Raw genomic sequence first — 26,465 nt, forward strand, 5'->3', positions numbered from 1 at the left:
GTCCGGGTTGGCGTCCGAGTTGCCGAACTGAATGGATCGCAAGGCGGTTTGGTATTCGGCAACCGAGGCGGTGCCCGTCAGTGTCAGGACTCCGGTACCTGCGTCATAGGAACCGACGATGCCGTTTTGGTCGACAAAAGACAGTGTGTCTTCACTGTTATCCAACCCCGACGCAATGGTAACGGTCGCGGATTGAAGGTTCGCATTGTCGACGTCGCTGAGTGTCAATGTGTCCGTGATCGCGACGTATCCATCGTCCTCGGTATAGTCGAGCGTTGTGCCCTCGATTGCCGATGCGATTGGCGCGTCGTTGCCGCCGACGATGGTGATCGTAGCCGAGGCGGTGTCGGTGTTGCCGTTTCCATCGCTGACGGTGTACGTGAACGTTTCGGTGGCGGTTTCACCGTCGTTCAGGTGTTGATAGGTCGTTCCGGGGACGTAGCTGAAGCTGCCGTCGGCTTCCAGCTGAATCGTCGCGCCCGATGGCAGCGTGATGTTGTTGCCGATGTCAGCGTTTTCGCCATTGATCTCGGTGACGGTCAAGGAATCGCCATCCAGGTCGATGTCGTTGGCCAGGACTCCGCCGGACGCGTCCACCGTGTAGGTGGCATCTTCGGTCAGGGTGATGCCGGTCCAGTTTGGCTTCTGCCCGTCGATGCCGACTTCACTGTTGTGTCCGAAGGTTGAATGATCAACCACCACTTCATCTGGGCTGTCGAACTTGTAGTATCCAACCAGCCCTGCTTCGGTACCGGCCAATTCGGCCGTCAAGTTCGATTGGATCTCCGCCTGAGTTCGAGCGACGTTCCAAACTCTTACGTCGTCGATTCCACCCAAGAAGTATTGGTCGGCTGGATTGTTCATGCGTCCGCCGATCAGCAAGTCGTTCTTCGTCGGGTGTGCATCCCCGATTGAACCGCTGCCGGCATAGCTTTCGACCAGCTCACCATTGATGTAACTGTTGACGGTGCCGTTGTCGTAGGAAACGGCGATGTGAGACCACTCGGACGTTGATACGGTGACGCCAGTGTCGTGCCACGCCCAGCCTGGATCGGTGTTGGTGAAGGCCCACCACAGGTTCCCGTTGTCACCGATTCCAATTTCGTACTCGCCCTCTTTATTCAGGATCATCCTTGCGAGAAGTGAATCTTCTGGTTTGACCCAGGCTTCCATCGTCATCGTCGCGGACATCGTCAAGTTGACGGTGTTTTCGATGGTGATCATGTCGTCACCGTCAAACACGAAGTGACCGTTGTTGTCGGCGGCGTACACGGGACCGTCGATCGCGAACTGAGCCGCGAACTCAGACGTTTCTTCGGTGATTTGGTTGGTTGCTGTCGCCGTGACGAAGTCGCTGGCCGAAACGAATGCCGTCAGGGTAGTGCTAAACGTTGCGTTTCCCGAGCTGTCCGTGGTGACTTCCATGGAACCCAGGAACGTGCGTCCCTGGCCGTGGCCGTTGGCGTATTCCGCGGAATCGAAGAACTCCAACGTGAACGTCGTATTGGCGATGCCGTTGAAGGTTCCTGCGATCGTGATTTGCGATCCGTCGCTGATCGCCGAAGAAATAACCGGGAAGTTCTGCAGCGAATTGCCACCGGTGTCCACGTCATCCGCGTCGTTGGCGGTGTAGTAAGGAGCCGTGCCAAAGTTGACGTCCTCGCCGGAACCCTGCAAATCGATGCCGATGCTGTCACTGGCAGCAGCACCTTGGCGAGACAAAATGGTTCCATTGCCGTCGATCGAATTCTCCGTGATCTCAATGCCAAAGGCACCGTCGTTGACCACGATTCCCGCGCCGTAATTGTCAGCGATGATGTTCTGGATCAGAGTGACATTGTTGGTGCCACTTCGCATCGCAATCGCATCGTATTGCACATGCGAGCCGATGATCGGTCCGACACCGTTACCAACGATCGTGTTGTCACTGATCGTGATGCCGCTACTGGATCCTGACAGAATGATCGCTTGCGTCGAACTGCCACTGATGTAGTTCCCATCGATCGTACCGCCGGTCGACCCATTCATCGCGATCGCGTCACCGTTGCTGTAGTTGTAGCCACTGTTGATGAACTGGTTGCCAGTGACGGACCAATTGTCGGACGCATTGCTGGCATGGAATCCCGTTGCTTCGGAATACGCAAAGATATTGTTGGACAGCGTGCCGTTGTCCGCGCCCAACGATTTCACATGGTTGAAGCTGTTCAGTGCGGCACCGGGATCGACGATTCCGGTAGGAGCCACCCCGAAGACGTTCGAGTTGATCGCGGTATCTAGGACGGCGTCTTGGATGTGGATGGCGGAATCGGAAGAGAAACCGTACATCGAGAACCCTTGCACCGTCACGTTGTCGGCGCCCACAACCAGACCGTCGAATCCGGAAGCACCGATGATGGCGATCTCAGGCCGCTCGACACCGCTGAGTGCTTGCCCGTTTGTGCCTGCCTCGGTCACCTCACCAAGCGTGCCTGGATTGACGTCCCCGCCAAAGACGGTTTGTGAGGTCCCGTCCAAAATGACGGATTCGGTGATCGTCGGCAGAGCGGCGGTGAGCGAAATTTGCCAGTATGCATCGGTTCCTGCCGTTCCGGTGTACCCCGAATCGGTGTCGAGAATCGCAAAGTTGATCGTGTCTTGGCCGAGCGTGTTGTTGGCGGCTGTGATTGCTTCACGAAGCGAAATTTCGCCATCGGTGCCGCCACCAACCGCGTACAACTCTTCAATGCTGTAGCTCGCACCCAACCCCGTGTCGTCGACGTCCGAGGTCGTGGTGACATTCAGGAGGGTGCTTTGCACATCCTGAACGGTGACCGTGATTGTCTGGTTGTCTGTGTAGAGGCCGTCGCTGACTTCGACCGTGACCTCGTAAACATTGTCCAGATCGCTGTCGTCCGCGTTTTCGTAGTCGGGCGAGCTAACAAACGTCAAATTGCCTGAGGCGTCGATTGCGAAATCGCCTTGATCGGTGCCGCCGATGATCGAATACGTCATCGTGTCACCGGGTAAGTCGCCATCGCTGACGGTGACCTGGGTCACGAAGGACACCGTTTCGTTCACGTTGATGCTGGCGGTTGTTCCACCACCGTTGCTGGTGATCACAACAGCGTTGTCATTGACTGGGGTCAGCGTGATGTTGAACGTCCCCGTCGATGCCGTGCCAACGCCATCATCGACACTGAATGAAAAGCTGTCCGAAAAGTCTTCACTGCCGTAGTGGTCGTAGGTGACCCGGCCCGCGTTGATGTCGGCTTGCGTGAACGAGGTGGCAGCCGAGCCGTCCATGGACAGCTGGCCGTGATTGGGTGATCCCGTCACCGAGTAGGTGAGTTCGCCGGTCGTGTTGTCGACATCCGTGGTTTCCAGCATCGCGGATGTGATGATATTGAAAGATGATCCTTCAAAGAACGTCGCGCCGTCGTTGGTCGAGATGACTTGCTCGTCGTTGACATCTGACACGTTGATCGTGACGGTGTCCGCCGCCGTGCTGAATGCTGTCGTGCCGCCGCGTGACGAGACATCTGCCGTGGCCCCTGCTGTACCGCTGGTTTGGTCCCAAGCGTAGTAGCTCAGTGACATTGAGCCGCCGTTTTCGGTGTCGGGCGTGAATCGAATTTGGTCGCTTGCTTTCAAAAGGAGGGCGTTGTTCAAGTCCACGGACGGGATCGCTGTCCAGCTTCCGCCGTTGATGCTGTACTCCAGCACTCCACCGCTGCCGGTGTCCGAATAGATCGCCAAACCTTCCACCGCCCCCGTGTCAACGTCCGAGACGCTGGATTGCAAGACCGCTGAGACCGATGCGATGAAGGAGCCATTGCCTTCGGCCGTGTTGTAGACGGGTGCCCAGGGTGCCATCACCGGCGCGTCGTTGATCTGGGTCGGTTGGATGCCGCCGGATATGGTGTTGCTCGTTCCGCCATCGCCATCGGTGATGTATTCCTCGATCGTTCGTACCGACGTCGACGGGTTCTCGGACGTGTTTTCGTACGTCAGGTTGTCTTGTACCGCGTTGAGGATGGTTTGTGTGGCGTTGCTATTGAACGTCACGACCAACGCGGTGCTGCCTGTGACGGGACCCGTGTAAGTCCCCACAACGACTCCGCCGTAAGTCACATCGGTTCCGCTGATGCCAACTTGCCCCGCTGCGGTTCCCTGGTTGCGGATGTCCAGGACATCCTCGGTCAGGCCATTGGCGGTCAATTGCAGGTGAAGTTGCCCGCCGTCGAAGTCGGTGTTGTCGGCGTCGGTGATCGTGCTCGCAGCGCCGATCAGGTAGGGGCCGCTGTTTTCATTGTACGGCAGCGTTCCGCCAGGCGAACTGATCACGGGTGCCACGTTGTCATCGAGATCATCGACGGCGATGGTCATCGTTTCGGCGTAGCTATTTCCGGCAGCGTCGGATACTTGAACTTCGATGTTGTGGGAGGTGTTCGCTTCGTAGTCGAGCAGCGAACCGTCGGCGACGGTGACTTCGCCAGTTGAAGCGTCAATCGCAAAACGTCCGCCCGCATCATCGGTTAGTGCGAAGGTGTAGTTGCTGAGGACTTCTGACGCGTCCCACTCGATCACCACATCCGGAGAACCCGGCTGTGAGTTGGTATCCCACCAGGTTCCATCAGTACTCGACAAAAACGCGTGGTCGTGTACGAAAACGTTATTGGGCTCGTCGACACTCCAGTTGTTGTAGAGACCGTTGACCGAAGAGCCGGTGGCGTCGCCTTGCCAGAACAGATCGCCGGGCTGAGTTCCTTCGTACCACCGATAGTCGCCCTCGACAACGGTGTCCGAAGCACCGAGCCAGATGTGGTCATTCACATCGGTAGCAAACTGATACACGAGCTGTTGTTCGTAGTCGGAACGGATCGTCACCAATTGGCCACTCACTCCATTGAGCGTGGAACCCGTGGCAATCGAGAGAGCGGAAATCCAGTCGGTGTCTGCATCGACGTAGCGGTAGAACTTGTTCGTCGAAGCGTCGTAGGTCAGCGTGGGATCGTTGTGCAGTATGGTTGTAATGTTGCTCGGAGTTTCCAAGACTTGGATGTCGGCAACGACCCCGCCGTACGCACCCGTGTTGAGTGCTTCAAAACGCAAGACGGTTGTGTCGGACGTGGCAGTGAACGTCAGGGTGTAGTGATTGGACTGGGGATTGGAAAACGACCAACCGTCGGGCTCGGTGATCGTGATGTCTTTGATCGTGCCACCGGCGCTGACACGAAAGTCAACATGGTCGTCGCTGCCACTGAAGTTGCCTCCAGCTTCGAACGTCACTTGGTATTGTTGCCCGGCAACCGTGGTCAGGGATTGCGAGATCACACCAGCCGTGTCGCCGTTGAGTTCAACGGAGCGTCCGCCGAGGTCCGTCGCGGGGATCACCGAGCCCAATAGATCGACGTTGCCGCTTTCCACCGTCCAGTCGCCCAGTGGGTCGACAGTGGTGTAGCGAGTGTAGACGCCTGGATCGGCCGCTTCCAAAAACATGCCGTCGTCCAACACGTCGGTGACGGAGTCAGGATCGCTGGGGACGACGTAGCCAACGGTTGTTCCATCATCCGCGTTTTCGTCGATGTGCAGAGTGCTGACGGGGGTGCTTGCGGTTAGGCCGGCACCGACCCCGTGGCCGACACTCAAGTTGTTTCCGCCGACAATATCGACGACTTCGTTGGAGCCATTGAAGCCATCCATCTGCCAGTTGGCGACGAGGCCACTTGGCAAACTACCGCTGTCGAACTTGTTTTGATAGTTCAGTTCGATTTCGGGACTGCTGAGAACCTCCTTCCAGATTCGCACATCATGCAGAGTACCGCTGAAGATATTCGCGACATAAACGTCTCCGCCGTCATCCATGTCCTGGCCAAGGATCAATTGGGTTGTCGCTCCGTTGTACAGCGTGTGTCCCGTTCCAACGCCGGTGATCGATTCGGCGTATTGCCCATCAATGTAGAACCGGACATTCCCGTGTGTATTGTCCCAGGACACGGCGATGTGGTGTTGGTCACCGTCCAGCAACTGTGCGTAGGTGCCAGTCGTCGATTCGGGGGCGTTGTCGTCAATCACGATTTGCAAGGAACCGTCGGGATTGATCGAGATTCCAAAATCGGTGGAAATCCCGCCTTCTTGATAGTCAATGATGGGGATGGTGCCAGTCGGCACGGAATCGATTTGGAAGGTGGCTTCCAGAGTCAGTTGAGTTAGATCGCTCAGTACGGGCCGGCCATCGGTGAGAAACAGGTAGCTGTCGTTGCCGCCATCAGTGTTCAGTTCAATGCCGCTGGACAGATCGGTCGGTGCGTTGTTTGATTCAACAAGATCGTTGAGTTCGACGGTGAAGACTTCGTCATAGGCGTTCGAGTCGACGTCCGTCACGCGCACGGTCAACGAGTGAGATGTCTGGCTCTCGTAATCCAACAACGATCCATCGGCGACCGTGATCGTGCCCGTGCTGGCGTCGATCGCAAATGCTCCGGCAACCGTCGGCGAATGAATGGAATAGGTCAGCGCATCGGTCGCGTCCAGGACATCGTCGGCATCCCATTGGACCACATGCCTGCCAAGCGACTGGGTCGAATCGGAATCATTCCAGCTGCCATCCCCAAACCATACGTATGCTACGTCCTCCGCGCCGCCAGAATCGTTGGGTTCCCCTGGTTTCCAATTGGTGTAGCTATTGTTGACGTCGCTGCCCGAGCTATCTCCACTCCAGAACTGCTCGTCCGCGGTCGTACCGTCGTACCAACGCCAATCACCTTCGGTGTCAGAGTCAGACGCACCGATCCAGAGCGAGACATTGTTGCTGGCGGCGATTTCAGCGATCATCGCCTGCTCAGTCGCCGTATGAATCGTTACCAATTCGCCTGAGACTGTATTCAGCAAAGACGCGGTTGCAGCGTCTTGAGCTTGATCCCACGTGCTTGCAGTTGAAACGAACTGATAGAATTTGCCGGTTTCGGCACTGTAAGTCAGGTTCGGGTCGGCGGCCAACAGAGAAGCAATTTGAGCTTCACGTTCGGCGTCCACTCCAGAAACCTGGCCGAGAACCGTTCCATCAAGTGCATTCTCATCGACCGAGAAAGTCAACGAAACTTCGCTAGCTAGAAAGCCAGATTCGCTGGTGTGTTTGACGGTGAGGTTATTCCCGCTGACCGAATCCAATACGACGCCGTCAGAAGAAAGTTGGTCGAACTTCCAGTTCGCTATCATGTTAGCTTCGTCATACGGCAGTCCACTTCGACGGCTAGCCGCGATTTCCTGTTCGGTGCGAACATCATTGAACAGTCGAACATCGTACAGTTTGCCCTTGAAGGCCTGGGCGTTGTTGAAGCCGCCTTCGGTCGCATCCTGTTCCTGCCCCAACAGCAACGTTCCGCCGTTGGTGATGGACGAAGTCGCATTAATCCCGGTGCCCGAGTCAACCAGAACCCCATCGGCGTAGATTTTCACCGCGCCTCCGGAACTGTCCCATGTCACCGACCATGTGTGAATTTCTCCGTCGCGGAGAGTGTTGTAGTCGATCGCGGTGGAGACGAAACTGCTGCCTCCCACCTGCACAATCGCTCGCCCCGCTCCACCGTTTGTGTTGATGTAGACCAAGAACTCATTGGTGGAGGCCCCCCCGGCGTATGAGATCAGCGTGGTGTCATCGTCGGTCGTGTTGGTGCTGAACTGGGCTTCAAAACTGATCTGAGTCAGATCAACCGAGCCGATTCCATTGTCGGCCAACAGATAGACGTCGTCACCACCATCGTCATTGATGCTCAGCCCCCCTCCGTTCGTGAACGTGGCAGACAGATCGGTGGGAGTCTCGGATCGATAGGCTTGAAGCTCTGTCATGTCCGAGTCGTTGACCGCGTAGTTGTACATTCGCACGTCATCGATCAAACCCGTGAATTCGCCACCCACGAACCCGATGTCGTACGCTCCGAGCTTGACGGATGACGCGTCTTCCAAGTCGTCGAAGAACGCCGTTGTGGTTGCGTCGCCCTGCGAATACGTCACGGCGCCGCCGGTCAGTTCCACTCCGTCGATATACAGGCTGGTGCCACTTGCGTCGGTCGTGACCGCCACGTGATGCCAGGTGTCGTCATTAATGGTGGCAGTCGAGGTCGCACGCATCACTGATGAGCCGTTCGTACTGATCGCCCAAACTAGATTTCCATTTTCAACCCAAAGCGAGGCGAAGTTTTCGGTCCCTTGGTCACTGATGTCGAAGATTGTTGAGAAATCGGTCGTCGAAAGTTTGACCCAGGCAGCGATGGTGCCTTCGCTCAGCGCTGAAAAACTACCGACGTTCGCCGACAGGTCCACGTAGTCGCCGGACCCGTCCAAAGTCAGTTTGCCGTTGCCGATTTGATTCGTGTTCGTCGTGATATCGACGGAGGCGTCGCCTTCCAACGTGCCGTCGTACCCATTTCCGCTGCTGTCCGTCGCGTCAGCTCCCGAGTCGAACTGGTAGTGTGCCAACAATTGGGGCACGGAAACGTATTCGTAGGCGCCGATATCGGCGTTTGAGTCACGTTGGTTTCCCAGAACATCCGTGAACGGGGCGGCACCGCCACCACCATCAACCCCCACATCTCCCGCACTCAACGTGTGGTAGGCGAGTCCCGTCGTCGTGTCGATCGAGCGATCGCTGGCGTCGTAGGCGCCCGTGATGTCGGTTCCGTGTGCGGTGAAGTTTTGGTACTGCTCGATGATGTTGTAACCGTTGCTGACGACGGTGTTGTAGGCATCAGCGCTGGTTCCTGTGTTGTCCGCAAGGATCGAGCTTTGGATCGTTGTGGATGCCCCAGCGTAGATGCCTCCAGCAACATCACCGGAGGTATTGTCGACGATGGTCGAGTGCCGGATATTGGTCGATCCGCCTGATGTGTAGATGGCTCCACCGTGGGAGTCGGCCGAGTTTCCACTCATGTCCACATTGGACATGGTGAGCGTCCCACTGCTCTGGAAGATGCCAGCGCCGCTGGTTGCACGATTGTCGTAGATCGAAACCTGGTTTAGGAATGCGGTCCCAGCATTGAAGATGGCTCCGCCGAAACTGCTGTCCACTGAGTTATCGCGGAAAACGACGTCCGAGGCATTCAGGATCCCCGCGTTGTAAACCCCAGCACCGCTTACGCTCGTGATCGCTCCGTCTGCCACGGCAAGCTGGTTCAAGGTCAGCGAACCTCCGCTCTTGATATCGAAGATACGGTCACCGAGTCCGACGCCACTAATCGTTGTTTCAGCTGCGTTGACTCCAACAATCGAGATGGTGCTGGTGATATCCAGGTCACCTGTTGCAGCGAGGTTCTCACTGGCTCCTGATTGAATCAACGCGTAGTTGTTGTCACCTAAGAAAATGGTGTCAGCACCCGCGGTGTTGTTCGACGCAATGATCGCTTCTCGAAGCGAAATGAATCCGTCGGTACCTTTGTCCGCATACAGTGCCGCAATGCTGGAGGTGTCACCATCGAGCACATCGCCGTCCGTCTCGACAATCAGCGCACTGGTGGCTTGCACGTTGGCGGAAAACTCGGAGGTCGATCCGTACGTGCCACCGACATGGATCACCGTTGTGGTCGACGTGAGGTACTGACCGGCCGCTAGTGTCGCATCGAAGGATTCAACAAAGTAGGCGTTCCCATCGCCACCGGTGACGACAGTGGTGTAGCCCAAGTAGGTCTTGCCTTCTCCGTTCCCTGCGGCAGCGACGTCCGTGACGAAGAATTCGATTCTTGCGGTGGTGTTGGAGGTCGTGTTCAGCGATCCCGATACGGCAACTTGTCCGCTGCCGTCGGTCCCGGCTGAACTCAGCACGGCATAGTTTTGCAAGTTGTTTGCACCCGAATCGGAATCGCCAACATCGTTGGCTGCAACGCCACTGGTCCCCAGATCAAACGCTTGGCCGGTGTTGCTGAAGATCGAGTTGCCTAGGATGGACACCGACGTTCCGTCGTAGACGGCGATGCCATCGTCACCGTTGAACGCGATGGTGTTACCCTGACCGTCGGTCACGCCGCCGATCGTCGTGCTATCCGCAGACCCGCCATTGCCCAGCAAGATTCCGTTAGCTGTGTTGCCAAGCGTCGAGACTCCGTCGGCTTGCGTACCGACCAGGTTGCCTTGAATCACGTTGCCCGTGTTGGTACCGGTATCGCCGATGTTAATTCCACGGGCACCGTTGCCGGAAATTAGATTGTCCAGAATCTGGTTGTCGTCGGCTGACGAAATCATCCAGATGCCGTCGTATAAATTGCCAAGATCAAGGGTACCCGTAATGTCGGTGCCGATATAGTTGCCCTGAATCACGTTGCCACTGGCATTGGAGATTTCGATACCGTCCGAGTTCCCACTGATCAAGTTGCGGTCTGCGGCGGTGGTTCCGCCGATGATGTTATTGGATCCGACGATGCGAACCCCTTGGCCTAGATTGGCCTGGGATTCTCCCGCGTCTGTACCACTCGTGTTGAAGCGACCGATGTAGTTGCCCACGATCGTATTGCCATCTGAGTCCGCCTGGATCTCGATCCCATCGCCGCTGAAGTCGCGGATTACGAAGCCGCGAATCATGCTGCCATCCGCGGTACTTGTCAGCACGATGCCGTCGCCTGTGAAACTGTCATTGCCGTCCAGAATGATCGCAGGTTGGTTGCCGTTAGCGGCAAAACTATCATCGGTCGTCGCATCGATGGAGACTGTGTCAGTGATCGTCAGTGATGACGTCAGATTGATCGTATGCGCGCCGGTGCCGCTAATATCGAAGTGGATCGTATCGGCCCCGGCTTGATTGTTGGCCGCGTCGATCGCTTCTCGAAGCGAAATACCGTCGCCGCCGTCGTTGGCAAGCAGAGTTGCGAAGCTGGTGGTGTTGCCGTTGGAGAGGTCGTTCGTGGTGGTGACCGAGATCGTGTCCACGACTTCGATCAGCTCTTGGATGTCACCGGCGCTGAGTGCTCGATCGTAGACCCGGCCATCGTCGATCATCCCGTCGAAGTGGCGTGTGAAGCTTGAACCGCTGTACTTGTCGACGCCCCAACTGCCGAAGTCCAAGTCCGAGACATCATCGAAGAAACGATTGGTTGCCGCCGAACCGACGTTGTACGTCACAGCCTGCTGCACACCGTTGACATACAGTTTGTTCCCGCCTGCATTGACCGTCACCGCGACATGTGTCCAGGTGCTCTGGGGGATGATCCCGGCGGCAGTCTGTACGTCCAACAGTTCGGTTGAGCCTTCGCGGATGAAGAAGTCGAGCGATCCGTCGTCATCCCGAAACAGGGCAATTCGTGAGTTGCTGTCTCCACTGTCGGAGGTTTCGAAAATGACATCGCGGCTGTTGGCGTCGTGATAAATCCAGGCCGAGATCGTGCCTTCGGTGATCCCTTGAAAGTTTGCTACGTGTGCACTGAAGTCGACATAGTCATTGTCGCCGTCCAGGCTCAGCTTTCCATCGCCGATTAAGTTGGGTGTGTCGTTGGTGTCGATCACCGCACCGTTGGTGCGCGTACCATCGTAGGCATTGCCGCTGCTGTCGCTGGCGTCGCTATCGAACGTGTGATGCATGACGAGATCGCTGGTAATATCCAGTGTTCCTCTCCACGATGCTTGAGCGGCGTAACCGAACGCGACTTCGGTCTGCACATCACCGACGGCATACTCCAGGATCCAGTCACCGCCCAAATCTTCATGCCCGGTCGCATCATCACTGGCGGCGACGTCGCAATTGCAAACCAACGCCAGCATTTCGATCAGGTCTTGCCCCTCGGTGGTGCTGGCGAGGTCGCACCCATAGATCAATAAGTCAGCTTGCGTGTCCAGGGAATGCCCCCAGCTCGCAATGTCACCGGCAAACGAAGGCGCGGAGTCGATGCTCAGTCGATCGCTCCCCAGCTGAATGCTTTCGCCGTCACCGTGCGAGACCAAGTGAATGGCGTCAACGCCCTGCAGCGTCGCCAAGGTGTCGCTGATTTGATCAACCCCGCTGTGGTCATCAGACAGACGCACGATCAACCACTGAGAGTCGTCACTTTGATCTCGGAGGTTTGCGATCAGTGTGTCGCTGTCTTCCACGCCTTCGTCAATGAAGATGACTTCGATCGGACGCGCCGGGTCCATGATGATCGGACCATCCGCCGGATCGTAGAAGTCGGGTTCGTCTTTGATCCGGCGTGCTTCACCATCGGGGGTCACATCCCCCACCTCTATATCATCCAGCGCAGCATCGATGGCGTCGAGTTCCGCGTTGATTGATTCCAGCAGGTCGGCATCCGGTGCGATGACATCGATCGCATCCAAGCCTTCGCCGGAGAGCAAGACACGGTCTTCCAGTTGGAAGAAATGAAAATCGCGTTTGCCCATCGCTTTGTCTTCAGAATCGTTAGTTTGCATGGTGAATTGCCTCATCGTCCTAAACGACACAAATTCACGCCCGCATGAGACGTACGGGTGTCCAGGTAGGATCCGCAGACTTTGCGGGTTCCGATGACCCTGCCGGATTTGTCGATTGAGCCTGGTCAAACCAACCTTGACTTGAAAATCAGTCACGGTCGTTGCAATCCTCACGACCAATGCTTCCGAAGATATCTGTACACGTAGTGAATCCCGCCTGGGCGTTCCCAGGTGCGCAGTCACTCAGTCGGTCAACAGCTCCTGTTGGCGTTCCCGCAAGGAAGGGGGGAGTCCGAGACCGGCGGTGTTTGCGTCCAAAAGCGAAACTGGTCAAGGAAGGAATGAAGCTCGTCGTTCAGCATTTTCGAAGCATGCTCACGAGATGGCCGTTGCGGGCCGGATCGTCGGGGTGCCATCGGCGCCATTCGTTGGTCAAGGCAAATCAGCCTTGGCAACGATCGATGGTGAATGCTTGGATGACGGGAACGGCTTGTCTGCTCGCTTTCACGCTGTCGCCGCAGCGGATGGGGGCGGATGAGCCAAGTGACACTTCGTTCCAGCGGTTTCTAGATGCGGCAGCGCTCAACGTTGCCGAGGCGGCGCGGCGAGATTCCTTGGAACCGGAAACGGTGGCGGCTCCCAATCCGCTACCGGCCCCCGCCGAAGACGGCATGTCATTGCCTGCCGACTCATCCGCCCAAGCCGACCACCTTGAGATGGAAGGCAATCCGAGTGTTGCCGCCCCATGGTGGGAAGCATTCGCGTTTTCAGGGCTGTTGCAGTCGCCTGAACAAGTCGCCTTCGACCTTCCCACGGTGTTGACGGACACGCTGGAAACCAGCCCTCGGATCTCGGCTGTTTCACGCCGGACTTCAATCGCTTACGAAAAGATTGTTCAACAGGATGCGGTCTTCGACCCCACGTTTTTGCTGGAAGGTGGCTACGGCCGAATCAACGATCCAGTCGGCAGCACCTTGACGACGGGCGGACCCGAACGACTGATTCAAAATTCGGTCACTGCCAGTGGTGGTTTTCGAAAGTTGACGCGTCGTGGTGCGGTGGTGGATTTGTCCCAAGAGCTGGGGACGCTCGATAGCAACAGCCTGTTCTTCGAGCCCAACCCGCAGGGCAATTCGAAAATCAGCCTCAGTATCACGCAACCTTTGCTCGCGACCAGCGGCCAGGTCTACAACACCCGGCTGGTCACCCAAGCATCCATCGAAAGCCGAATCGCTTGGCAAGAAATGCGGGCAGAAGTGGAAAACCATTTGGTCGAAACGTTTCAAGCGTTTTGGCGTTTGTACGAACGACGTTGTCACCTGGTGCAGCAACGGAGCCTGATTGAACGGGGGGAACAGATCGCCCGTTTGGTCGACGCTCGTGCGGACCTGGATTCAGGGCCGTTGCAACGGATCAAGGTCCAGCGTCGATTGGCAACCGATCGCGATCGACTGATTGAAATCGAAGCTGAGTTGCGCCGTTTGCAGGTTCGCTTGCGAACGCTGGTTGGCAGCCCCGCACTGGCGACTCTGAATCAATCCGTCGAGCTGATCCCGCTCGCGAACCCCGACATTCCCAGCGAAAACATTGACTTGCACGATGCGATCGTTCGTGGTTTGGAATATCGACCGGACATCCAAGCCGCCACGCAAGAGCTCGCCGCCGCAGGGTTGAGCATCAACGTGACTCGCAATGAACTGAAGCCTCAACTGGATGCCGTGTTCGATGCGTACCTGTCAGGGCTCCGTGGCGACAATCGATTCTTTCAAGCCTTCGGTGATCAGTTCACGGAAGGTCCTGGTCTGACCGCGATGTTGCAATACAGTTTGCCATACGGGCGTCGCGCGGCTCGCAGTCGGGTTCGCGAAGCACGGTATCGCTACCAACAACGCAGCGAAGAATTGCGGCTCAGTCTGCTGACGGCGCGGCGAGAAATTGAAACCGCACTGATTCAAGCGAACGCGAATTTTCAATTGCGGGACAGCAAAGCGATCACGCTGGCAGCGGCCGTCCGGGAAGAGGAAATTGCAACCCGACGTTGGGAAGTGTTGGCAGGTGACGGTGGACCCACCGCCTTGGTGCTGGAGGATCTGCTCGAAACTCAGAAACGACGGACGGAAGCGGAACAACTTTTGGTGACAGCACAAGTCGCTTCCATCATTTCCTTGATTGAATTGCAAAAGGCAATGGGCACGTTGCTCAAGACGGAAGGCATCCAGCCCACTCGGCCCGGCAACACCAGTCAGATTGAGGTGTTGCAAACCGGCCCCGTCGAACTGGATCAGTTGACACCTCTGACTCGCATCGCTGACTTTGATTTGCCGCGAGATACCGAATCGTTCGGAGAATCACTGGTCAGTGAATCAGGGATGATCGAATGGGAAGGCTCCGCGCCCAAAGACGACGTGACCACATCGGAAAGCATGGAATAGGAACGCATGATGAAACGAACATCACGGACGATCATCGCATTGGCTGCTTTCATTGCATGGGGCCTGTCGTCAAATCTTGCCTTGGCCCAAAAGGAATCCACCTCTTCGCGAGGTGTCGCGTTGTATGGCGATTCGGCTTACGAAGGCTTCTCACAGGCAATCGAAGACATCTACCTCGGCAGCGAAGACCTGGGCCGCATCACCGAAATCCCAGTGAAGGTCGGGCAACGCGTTCAAGCCAACGATGTGATCGCGAGGCTGGATGATGAAATCGAACGAGCCTCCATGGAAATTGCCAAGATCCAAGCGTCGATGGTGGGTGAGATCCATGCCGCCCAAGCTTCGCTGGATTTGCAGACCGTGCGAGTTGAGCACCTGCGTCGTTTGCTACGCGATGAAATGGCGGGGTCCGATGAGCTCCGCCGGGCGGAAATGGAACTCAATGTCGCCAAGGCTCGTCTGTTGACCGCAACGGAACAAAGGTCGTTGCGGATGGCAGAAGCCAACCGTCTGGAATTGCAATGGAAACGACGTTGCATCCGAGCTCCCTTTGACGGAGTGATTGCAGAGAAGAAGGCTGGTTTGGGAGCGACGATCACACCTTCGGACCCTGAAATCGTGCGTTTGGTCCGCACCGATATTCTGCAAGGCGTCTTCAATGTGATGGCGGATCGGGCGATGGCAATGAAGATCGGAATGGACACTCAGGTGTATTTTCGTGCGGCTCGAAAAACGGTTGACGGCAAAATCGAAACCATCGGCCCATCGATCAACAGTGAAAGCGGGACCATCGAAATTCGGGTCCGTATCCAGAATCCATCCGGTGAACTTCGTCCCGGAGACCGTTGCACGATGCGGTTGTTGGAACCATCCAGCGTGGATGACACACCCGAATCGATTTCCAAGCGTCGAGCATCGGGAGTTCAACGATGGTGAATTTGACCTCCGAACCCCACTCCGCAGCAGCCGATTGGTTCGAAACGGACAACTCGACCGCCAGGGCGTTTTCCAACGCGGCGTTGACCCAGGATTCGTCCGCCGTTTCGCGAACGAAGATGTTTCAGTCGATGTGGCACGCTTGGTTGACCGAGATGGCATCGACGAAGGACCGGGTTTCCGCAGCGGAATTGCTGGTTCAGCGTTTGACCGAGGTTCTGCCTGAACACACCATTCGATTGGGATGGGGAACGCGCTCTCTGCATCGATTGCATGACGGACGACTGGGTTGGCTGGGCGCTGACAACTCGATTCGTCAACGCTTTGACGCCCAGTGGTTGGCGTCCACGGTCGAAGCCGAGTCACCGGCGACCGAGAGCACTTCGCGGTGGGACAATGGAACGTTGGTGATCGAGTTGGTTCCCGACACGATTCCCGTCACGAAGTCCAGCCCGAAAGGAAAGAGCGACAGCGTCGACATTCCGTGTTGCCGCGTGTGGATTCGGCCTCCGAGTGCAGACGACTTTGACGCCAAGACCTTTCAACGGATGTTGTCCGCCGATGTGATGGGACTGTTCGCCGCTGTTTTTCTCAGCCGACCAGCCAAAGATCATTGGGGACGTTTGGCGAACAAGATCAGCAAGTGGTGGTCAAGACGCGGGCTGATCGGAATTGCTTTCTTGGTCACGTTGATCCTCACGTGCATCCCGATGTCGTATCGAACGCATGCGACCGCCACGGTGGCAGCAATGGACGGACGACTGATCGCATCGCCGATTGATGCCACTTTATTGACGACCATGGTTCGGCCTGGTGACCGTGTCCAAGCGGGGCAAACGCTGTTGCAGTTGGATGGTCGTCCATTGCGGATTGAGCTGGAATCAATGGTGGCCGAAATCGACGAAGCTCAGAAGGATGAAGACATCGCGTTGGCGAGTGGACAAATCGCAACCGCTCAGCTGGCCGGGCTTCGTCGCAAGACGTTGTTGAGAAAGGCGGAGTTGTTGCAGGACAAACTCAACAAGCTTGACGTGGTGTCACCGATCGATGGGGTCGTTATCCAAGGTGACCTGACACGATCGTTGGGGACACCGCTGGAAATTGGTCAGACGCTGATGGAAATCGCTCCCGAAGGCAACGTCGAAGTCGAATTGGAATTGCCTGAGTCGGAGATTCTGTTTGTCGAAATGAACGCTCCGGTGGAGTTGTGGTTTCCCGCGTTGGACGGGCGGTCGTTCGACAGTCGCGTGCGTTCGGTATGGCCAGCAGCGACCATTCGAGACGATTCCAATGTGTTTGTCGCGATCGCGGAACTGCCAAACAGCGACGCGGCATTGCGAGTGGGGATGCGGGGGGAAGCCGTCGTGATTGGTCCCACTTACCCTTGGATTTGGAAATGGATTCGCACCCCTGTGAAACGACTGGGGTGGATGATCGGATGGTGAAACCAAACCAAGTGGCTCACGACGAAATGCAAACCGCCGGTCCGGCATCGGTCGAACCGTCCGGTCCTCCGGCATCCATGACCGCTCCGAAGGTGCGTTTGGATTCCGATCTGGAATTCAACGTTTGTGAAGTGGCCGGAGTCACCGTGGTTCGAGCCGCGCACGCGGGAACTGGGAAACACTTTCAGTTTGGTGCAGCGGAGCATCACGTTGCCATGCTGTTGGACGGGCAACGGTCGACCACGGAGATCATTGCTCAAGCAGAACAGGACGGATTGGATTGGTCGGCCGAAGATATCGCGGACTTCATCGCGGTTTTGGTGGCACAGAAAATCGCCATTGCAGAACAAACGCCTGCAAGCACACCACCGTCGTGCAACTCACCGGCGTCGGAACCCGGTCAGCAAGTCGAAACGTCAGTGCTGCCCGCGGACGCGATGAACGCCAGCGTGGACTTGGATTCCTTGGGAGAGTCCACGCCGGAGCCCACTGCAGATTCCAAGCGAAACAGATGGAGCCCCTGGCTCATCGGCAAGCTCGCGAGCTGCATCGCACCGCTGATCAAGGTGTGTTCTTGGTTGATCAGTTTGCGGTTTCCATTGATCAACGCCAACGCTCCTGCAAACGCTGCCTTGCCCGTGATGCGGCCGTTGTTTTCCATTCACGGCGTGGTGATCGCAGGTTCGTTCATCAGTGTCTCGATGGTCTTCGCGTTGTTTCATCGAAAGCAATTGACCGCGGAATTGATGCGGATCTTTGATTCGCAGATGTGGGTTGGGATGCTGGCGCTGTGGTGTGTGCTGAAGCTGATTCACGAACTGGGGCACGCCGTTTCGGCACGTTGGCACGGTGTGCAAGTCGGCAAGGCGGGCGTGATGTTCTTCTTGTTCGCACCGTTGGCCTATGTGGATGTCACCAATGCCTGGCGTTTGCCCAATCGTCAATCACGAGCCTCCATCGCGATGGCAGGTGTCTACCTGGAACTCTTGATTGCATCAGTTGCCTATTGGGTTTGGTGTTGGCATCCGACAGAATTTGTCGCGCACGTTGCCGCCCAGATCTTTTTCGTTGCGGGCCCCGCCACGTTGTTGGTCAACGCGAACCCGTTGTTGCGTTTGGACGGGTACTACGTGTTGTCGGATTGGACCGACATTCCCAATCTGCGAGAACAGGGACGCAAGCTGTTTGGAGGTTGGTTGCAGACCAAGCTGTTTGCGATGCATGGTCCGAGTTGCAAGTTATCGGGTTGGCGACGCGGATTTGCGGCCTGTCACGCGGCCGCGTCCGTCGTGTTTCAAATGGTCTGGATGGGCGGTTTGATTGTGGTGGTGTCGATGTGGGCTGGTCCGGTGGGGTTGTTGGTCGCGATGGCCGCAATTCTGTTGTGGGTCATGCTGCCGTCACTTCAATTTGCCAAGAAAGTGTGGAACTACACCGATTCGAGTGAGACGTTCTCGAAGTGGTCGCATCGTCGGCGGGCGATTTGGACCTGTGTGACCTTCTCGTTCTTGGGGCAGTTCTTGGTCACGTTGCCATCACCGCTGAGCCGTCCCGTCCCCGTCGTGGTTCGGTTTGCCGATGACCAGATTTTGCGATCACCCATCGATGGGTTCGTGGATCGCGTTGTGATGCAAACAGGAGAAGCGGTGATGGCTGGACAAGTCATTCTGGAGCTGGCCGATCATGAATTGGTTGCCCAGCGTGATGCGACCCAGTTGGAATTGGAATCCGAAGAAATCAAGTGGCAACGCCACGAAGGGTTGGGGGAGCTCGGTTTAGCGGAAGCGGCGCGACAAAAGGCCGAGAGTCTTCGCCGCAGTTTGGAGGAGCTGAATGCTCAAGTCGATTCACTGCGTGTCGTCGCCCAACGGGACGGTGAGATTTTGACGACGGATATGCAGGATCTCAAGGGAGCCTATGTCCGCGTCGGCGAAGAACTGGTTCACGTTGGTGTGCGTCAACGCATGGAACTGCTGGTCTCGGTGGGAGATTCCGATTTGGATGCCTACCGATCGACGCTTCAGAAGGCAGAGCCCATGCAGGTTCTGCTGCGTGGCGGTGAGATCATCGAGGTGTATCCCGAAAAGTTGCAGCCACGTGCCAGTCGGCAAATCCCCCACCCCGCACTCGCAGCGACCGTCGATGGACCGTTGCCGGTCGCACCGGCCAAGACCCGTTCGGAGTCCTCGGACCCTTACGAATTGCTGACGCCGAGATTTCAGTCCATCGTGACGCTTTCCCCTGCGGTGAGTCACCGGGTGCACGCCGGTGAGACCGGGCGGATGGCCCTCCGAGATCAACGGAGTCTCGGGCGACGTTTCTGGGAATGGTTGGCCCAAGACGCCTCTTGAGAGCGGGCGTTGGTTTCGTCAGTTCAAGATCGATTCGATGCTGGGAGCGTTGGTGTCCCGCGGGAGCGCGGGTTCGAGCAACTCATTCCGCTCGGCTTCGGCAATGCGATCAACAAACTGCTGGAACCGTTTGTCCTTGGGAATCGCTTCCCGTCCGAGTCGTGCGTGTCGGAGTGCATCCGTGCGATTGCTTGAAATCAAAAATTGTTCAATCAGTTGCACGCGATAGCGGGGCTCATCGGGCATCAACCGAATAGCTTCTTCGCCGGTCTGGGTTGCGTTTTCGATGTCATTCAACGCGAAGTGAATTCGCGAAAGCAGAGCTTGGCACTTGGCACGCGCGGCCAAGTTCGAGGCTCGTCCGCAGTCGATGGAGGTTGCAGCATGACGAAGGAATTCGCTGTCAGGTTCGTCCCAGAGCAACACGTCCGCGGCTGCCAATTCGATCGCCCGTGATTCGTTGGGGATGACTTCTTGGAGCGGCAGTGTGTCTTGATTGACTCGGAACAAGGGCATCAATTGCGAGGTCAGGTTGGGACGCAGTGCAATGGAGTCGTGGAACGTGGTGATGGCCGAATCGAAATCCCCAATCATGAAAGCACGCTTGGCTAGACGCATCAGGCGAATGGGTTCAGTCGAATAAAATTTAGCGAGGTGTTTGACCGCGACGCTGGTTTCTGGCTGTGGATCCAACACGGACTGCAATTGCACCAAGGTGGCACGGGAAGCTTGGCCGAGCGGGCAGGTCGCGATTCCGGCGATTGACGTGTTCCAAGCATCCTCGTAGTGCAAAATGCTTTTCAATCGATCACGTGTCATGGCGGCCAACGGTGGTGGGTATTCCAAGCCGCGTTCATTCAGATTCGTTTTGGCGTAGATCTCACCGGCTTGTTCGATCGAGACGGGACGCCATTCCAGTGTTTCTGCCAAACGACCGCGGTCGCGCTGGGTGGCTGCCAGCAACGTGCGGGTCTCGGGAATCGGATTTTGGTTCAGGTTTTCTGTCAGCAACGATTCGACTTGTTCCAAGACTTCCGGGCGGAACTTCATTCCCGAATATTCACTTTGGATGCGGCGAACCAATGACTCGGACTCCGCATCGCTTTTCAAGCCGGGGATCGCGAGCACCGACAGCAGGAAGATCACCACCGCGAAGATGCCCACGCTGACGGACGATGTCAGACGCCCGAATTTGGAGGTCGACTGAAGTTTGATCTTGTTGCCGCGTGTGGACGCATTTGTTGCTGCAGATTGTTCGGCGTCGATCGATTCGGTGGCTGTTTCGGCTTCCCGCTCGGCAGCGGCCATCGCCATGGCGTATTCCGGGTCGGCCATCGCCATCGCTTCGTAAGGATCGTCTTCGTCTTCCAATGTCGGTGCTTGCAATCCACCGCTGGCAACCTGTCGGGAAACAACGGCGGTTGCCAGGATCAACGCCACGAACAGGTTGGCGGGGACAATCAATCCAAAGTCAAAGAACTGGGACACCATCACGGCGGCGATCGCATACCAAGCCGCCACCCGGACGCCCTGATCGATGGGGTCTGCGGACGTTGACAAGCGACGCAGCGAGCTCAGCAGGATGGTGAAAAACAGCACGGCGATCACCACCCCGGGCAATCCGGTCTCCACGAACATTTCCAACCACAAGTTGTCGGCGTGTTCAAACCACGATCCAGGACTTTGCGATTGATAGGGCAGGTAAGAGTAGCCGTACGTGCTGATTCCTGATCCCATTGGCAGGTATGCCATGGCCGCTTTCCAGCCGTCTTGCCAGTGCAGCAGGCGTCCATCTTTCTGAAGCGTGTCGGCGTCAGCCGAGATCAGTTCCAAGCGAGAGATGGTTTCCAGGTTCAACTGCATCGGCACGGTCAGAATCGCGACGGAGATGCCAATCACAACTGCCAAAATAGGCAGTCCGATCAGACCGCGGCGGGGGCGGACATAGCCAAACGCGCAGACCAATCCAAACAAAGCCGCAACGACCCCGCCTCGGGATCCATTGAGCAGCAAGCCGGCGACACAGGTGATCGAAGAAAGCAGCCCGATCAAGGATTCGCGGTCGGAAATCAGTGCCAGCAAATCATTGAATTCAAAATCGGGATCGTCCAGTTCAATGTGGTGAAGCGCCATCATCCGCCAGGACAACAGTCCGAGACTGGCCGCCATTCCAAAGTTGAGCATCAACGCCGCGTTGTTGCGATTGACGAAACCGGCGAAACCGTTGGATTTGGAGGTGAAGAACCACAGGTCTGCCGTCGGATCGAGCTTGCGATAGAACCCAATGATGGCCACCGAGGCTCCCGTGATCGCGATCGCGCTGAGCAACATCGTCAAACGATTGCGAGCGTGAAAGACAATCGAAGCAGCAAAGGAAAGCGGCAGCAAAAACGTCAGCAACAAGGCGACGTGTTTGGTGTCAAACGGAGAAACCGAAACGGGATGAACGGACGGTTGCTCGGACGCTGGCACCAAGCCTTCCAACCAGGTCGAATACGCCGCGTTGGAACCCGGACTGAGCAGTCCAATCAGTCCCGATGGCAACGGCAACGCCTGAATCCATGCCAGCAGCACCAACAGACCAAGTGGGAGCAACAATTTGTGCTGCCGCAAACCGCTGGACGCCGTCGTGTCAGTCAATCCAATCAGCGACAACACCATGGCCAGCAAAATGCCGGCCGCGGCGACGTATTGACTCCAATGCAAAATGCCGCCGTAGTCCGCCGCCAAACACATTGGTATCAGGACCAAAATCGCGGCGGAGATCCATAGCAACGTGGTACGCAGAACTGACACGTGGGCAACCGAACCAAAGGAACCGAATCGAGAATCTCTGGTTAGGTTTTACCCGATTGCTTCAAAGGGCAAGACCGCATTCGCGAAATGTTAAAACGTTCGGAGTGTTCGGTTGGGGACCAAGGGGATCAACTGCAGCGATTGAGTCCCTTGCGACGACATCAATCCGAACACAGTTAGGTTGGTCAGATGCCCTCCCCCTCGCTGCAAAGAAATGGCAAACGATTTCGCCAGCAGAGACACTCAGCCGTTGGCGGTGTCGTCTTTCTTGGGAGGCTGGGGGGCGTGCCGGCTGGTCCGCTCGATCCGGTGGGTGTCTTCTGGGACCGTTAGATGTCCCCAGTGCAACGCTTGGTCTTGTTCGTACTGTTTGCCCAACGTCAACGCGATCGTGGCCTTGGCCATTTCGTAGCCCAAGTAAAACGCATGCGCAGCGTCCACGTTGTCCGCTTGGGGGCGGCTCATCAATTCAGCGAATAGTTCGAACGGGTCTTTGCCGGTCAGGTGCAAACCCGCGCTGATCATGTGAAGGCTGTCATCTTGCGCGATCAATCGGTAATTGTTGTCTTTCACACCATCCGCGAGCGCCTGCAGTGCCGTTTCCGAGTGTGGTCGCAACTTTGGATCACGAAGCATCACCAATTCCTCGGACAACCGCTTGGGCGGAACGCCGCGAGAGACGGCGTGGTGAACGAGTCGCCGAGCAATATCGCATTCGCGGACGGATGATCTGGCCCAATTGATCACTTGCGTCGTCAGGACACTGCCAATCGAGAGTTCCTGGCAGATTCCGAGCAGCAAAAAGTTGACTCCCGCCGAATCCACGTCGGTCAGTTCGGTCAAGTTGCCGATTCCCATCAACATTTCGACCTCGGGATACCGTCGTCGAACTTCTGTGTAACGCAGCAGACTCTGGGTGAAGGCCGACCCGATGGGTTCGAGGATCGGGTCGACGCGAAATGAGATGCTGTGACGGATCAAAAATTCAATTGTTTGATCCAAGCTTTTGAGATCGTCGGGCACATCCGGGATCGCAACGACTTCGCATCCCCAGTCCCGCGCGGCGTCTCGATTGGCCGCACTGACCGACAGGACCAACGTCGCGCCGGCTCGAATCGCGTCGCCGGCCTCGTGCGGATCAAACGTGTCGATGCTGATCGTGTGGCCAGCGTCGATCAAGGCGGAGACATAGTCGCCGATTGCCTGGCAGCGTCGCGAAGGATCGCAGCCCACGTCGATTCGGTCCGCGCCGTCAGCTTGCAAACGATTCGCGAGTTGGACGACTTCCGCGACCGACAAACGCGGCGCGTGATTGATCTCGGCGATGATTTCAATCGAGTGCGCTGACAGGTCAACGGATTCTTGGCGACCGGTCATCCAGGCGTGCAGGTCTCGGCAGTCTTTGGGGCCGCAGATCACTTCGGCCGAAGTTTGCTGGATCAGTCCCAGCAGCGGCGCGGCCAAATCGCCGGCGGCTTCCAGGTTGTCCTGGAGAAAACCTGGCAGGATCACATGCGTTGCCGACTCGGGAATCTCCCAGTGCCGAGAAAGCCACTTGGGAGTGATCAGAGCGGCCACGGTGATTGGCACCACCCCCACGCTGTGACGGCAACCAAATTTGTTGGCGATTCGAGTGGCCTCTTCGCTGACCGCGGTTTCCGCCAACCGCCCGGTCAGAAAGTGAACGTGCGAGTCGGCGGTCAGAGTGGGAGGCGAAGTTAGCATGCAACGTGACGATGGGGCGAAGGGCGTTCGCCCGAGATCAGCCCAAGCGATCCCTTCGTCTCAGGATCGGCGAATGGACCTTTGACGTGAAGTCTACTTCACTGTGCCGGTGGCAACACACTCCGCGGTCTTGTCACCCGGCAGGTCGGTCACGATCTGGATTCGTTGAGCGACGCGATCAGGATTGTCACCGCCGGTGAACTTCATCTCTAAGAAGTGCAGCTTCTTCTTGCCTTCGGGAATTTCAAACTGAAAGCGATCGTCCGAGCAAAGAACCTTTTGGATTTCAAAGGGCTCTTCGCCGCGAACCAGCAGTCGTTTGCTGACCGTTTGGCCCGACTCGGTGGTCCCCAGGCTGACGGCGGCGGGGGACACGCTGATCGTGGGACGAATCATTCCCGCGATCGACATTTCGATGGTTGGGAATTTGGTGTCGTTGCTGACCAACGTCAGGCGTTCCCGAATTTCGCCTTCGGACATCGTTTCCTTCATCCGAACACGCATCTTGTACTGAACCATGTTCGATTGAACGGTTGGTTGTTCCAACTTCACGGCGAAGTCATCGCAGTGGCTGCGGACGTCGGTCAATCGCCAATTCGAGTTGCCGCGGTGCGTGATCGTGATGTCTTGCTCTTTGACCTCGCCGTTTTTGCACTGACCGAAGTCAACTTCGGGCGGATCAAACGTGACATCGGTGCGAATGAATCCACTGACCTGCAACTGCACTTCGGCATAATACGGTCGATCAAACACGACCGTCACCGTGGCTGCTTTTTGACCGATGAAGGTGCTCGTGTTCAGGGTCGCGATGATCGAACTGGTTTCGTGGGTTTCCAGAGTGTCGTCCGACACCGTCGGCGTGGTGCATCCGCAGCTGCTGCGAACGCCTTGGACGTGGACTGTTTCTTCGTACAGATTGCGAAATTCAAATTTGAATTCAGCTTTGGTGCCACGCCCGACGACTCGGAAGTCATGTTTGGTCTCGGTGAACATCTTTTCAGCCCAGTTCTGTGCGTTGGCTGAAGAAGCCAGCGACAGGGCGGCGAGCAAGGCAATGCAACCGGTCAGGCTGGAGCGGACGAGTGATCCAATCATCAAACAAATCCATCTGCTAGGGCGCGGTCAGTCACGGCAGTGACACGGTGACAATCGCACGAGGGTACTGGGTGGGCAATGGGACATTCGATTCGTCAACGCCGTCCTTCGCCGCCTCTACTCCCTAAAGTGCTTGCACTCAGGAGCAGCTTGAATCGGATGATTCAATCGAATCGGTCGTCGGGGTGGTTATCTTTTCGGCGTTCTGGTTGAAATTTTCCAACAATTCCGCCAGTCGTTCCATCGGCAATCCGACAACGTTGCTTTCACTATCATTGCCAATGACCGTCAACCAGTCGTTCCCGTCTTGATAGCCGAAAGCGCCTGCCTTGCCCTCCCACTGCAAACTCTCCAGGTGTTCGTGCAGCTGTTCTTTGCTCAGCTCTGCCATTCGCAACCGAGTGCGAACCACATCCACGACGAATTTCTCGTCCCGACGCGACCAAAAGCAGACGCCGGTGTAAACATCATGCTCGCGACCGCTGAGTAAACGCAGCATTTCTTCCGCGTGATCGCGGTCATGCGGTTTCCCTAAAATGCTTCCCACGCAGGAGGCGACCGTGTCGGCGGCCAAGACCAGCCCGTCATCGATTCGGGCGACGACGTCGGCGGCTTTGCGGTAGGCCAACCGGGCCACCATTTCGGGGGCGGTCTCTCGGCTACAGATGCCACACTCGGCAGAATCCGAGGCCGGTTGAACCGAGAATTCGTAACCTGCCGCTGCCAGCAATTGGGCCCGTCGCGGGGACCCGCTGGCCAGGATCAATGGTTCCGGATTTCCGGTTTGAGAACCGGGCAACTCGGCTCGCGGGAGGTCGTTCATCAGGGGGAGTTCGCTCATCATGCCCGTCAGTTTATCGGATGGCACAGGGCCGCCACCCGCGACAGTGCCGAAACGCCGATTTTCGCGTCAAAATTCTTATCAACAAGGGTTGGTGGTCGTAAGTGTTGTCGTGAGGAGTGTTTACGAACGTGACAATTTGAAGAAGGTTTTGTGTGGAAAAGGTTACCGACAGTTTTTCCACCAGTCACTAAACTCGCCTTGCCGACACTGAACAGACTCCGTCATGATCTCGGATCGCGATCGGCTCGGGATTTCCCGACCCCGCTGAGTGGCCTCCCGCCGTGTCGGCGCCCACGCTCCAAAACTTCACTCAATCTATTTGACTTGTTTGCTAGCAAACCTAGAATCTGCCCCAACGTCGTGAGGGAGCACATCACTCGGCGACACTCATCGCTTCGAAGAATCGCAGCCACGCTGGCCGCCCGATTCGTCGCCCGTGTTAACAAAATCCATGAGGGAGGTCTGCGCAACCGGT

General features: G+C 56.9%; 9 protein-coding genes (1 of these 9 cut by a window edge). 4 read left to right on the forward strand and 5 right to left on the reverse strand.

Going from position 1 to position 26,465, the window contains the following annotated elements:
• Positions 1-12,366, reverse strand: the 5' end (the start) of a protein-coding gene (locus tag UH5x_RS26965; RefSeq protein ID WP_482634270.1) for a LamG-like jellyroll fold domain-containing protein. 15,630 nt of this gene lie to the left of the window's left edge; only the first 12,366 of its 27,996 coding nucleotides appear in the window; the start codon lies at positions 12,364-12,366; its stop codon lies off the left edge, out of view.
• 341 nt (positions 12,367-12,707) lie between these two features.
• On the opposite strand from UH5x_RS26965, the gene UH5x_RS26970 reads away from it, so the two are divergent.
• Genes UH5x_RS26970 through UH5x_RS26985 form a run of 4 tightly spaced genes read left to right on the forward strand, consistent with a single transcriptional unit; the run spans position 12,708 to position 19,530 of the window.
• Entirely contained in the window at positions 12,708-14,798 is a 2,091-nt protein-coding gene (locus UH5x_RS26970) for a TolC family protein (protein ID WP_482634271.1), read from the forward strand.
• A 6-nt stretch (positions 14,799-14,804) separates the two neighbouring features.
• Positions 14,805-15,734, forward strand: a complete 930-nt coding sequence (locus tag UH5x_RS26975; RefSeq protein WP_047817243.1) for an efflux RND transporter periplasmic adaptor subunit — start codon at positions 14,805-14,807, stop codon at positions 15,732-15,734.
• A gap of 2 nt (positions 15,735-15,736) precedes the next feature.
• Positions 15,737-17,179 (forward strand): efflux RND transporter periplasmic adaptor subunit, encoded by a 1,443-nt coding sequence (locus UH5x_RS26980; RefSeq protein ID WP_482634272.1) that lies wholly within the window; start codon positions 15,737-15,739, stop codon positions 17,177-17,179.
• 26 nt (positions 17,180-17,205) lie between these two features.
• A complete protein-coding gene (locus UH5x_RS26985; RefSeq protein ID WP_482636086.1) occupies positions 17,206-19,530 on the forward strand; it encodes a site-2 protease family protein in 2,325 nt (774 codons plus the stop codon).
• Positions 19,531-19,548: 18 nt separating this feature from the next.
• Here the strand turns inward: UH5x_RS26985 and UH5x_RS26990 are convergent, their stop codons facing one another.
• The 4 genes from UH5x_RS26990 to UH5x_RS27005 form a co-directional block, all read right to left on the reverse strand.
• Positions 19,549-22,266, reverse strand: a complete 2,718-nt coding sequence (locus UH5x_RS26990; protein ID WP_482636087.1) for an O-antigen ligase family protein — start codon at positions 22,264-22,266, stop codon at positions 19,549-19,551.
• 303 nt (positions 22,267-22,569) lie between these two features.
• Positions 22,570-24,051, reverse strand: coding sequence for a DUF4346 domain-containing protein (locus UH5x_RS26995; RefSeq protein ID WP_482634273.1), 1,482 nt, complete (start codon positions 24,049-24,051; stop codon positions 22,570-22,572).
• Between the two features lie 93 nt (positions 24,052-24,144).
• A complete protein-coding gene (locus UH5x_RS27000) occupies positions 24,145-25,044 on the reverse strand; it encodes a DUF1573 domain-containing protein (protein WP_047817268.1) in 900 nt (299 codons plus the stop codon).
• A 241-nt stretch (positions 25,045-25,285) separates the two neighbouring features.
• Positions 25,286-25,969, reverse strand: a complete 684-nt coding sequence (locus tag UH5x_RS27005; protein ID WP_047817267.1) for a Maf family protein — start codon at positions 25,967-25,969, stop codon at positions 25,286-25,288.
• Between the last annotated feature and the right edge of the window lie 496 nt (positions 25,970-26,465).

The sequence above is a fragment of the Rhodopirellula sp. UH5 genome, assembly GCF_056839225.1.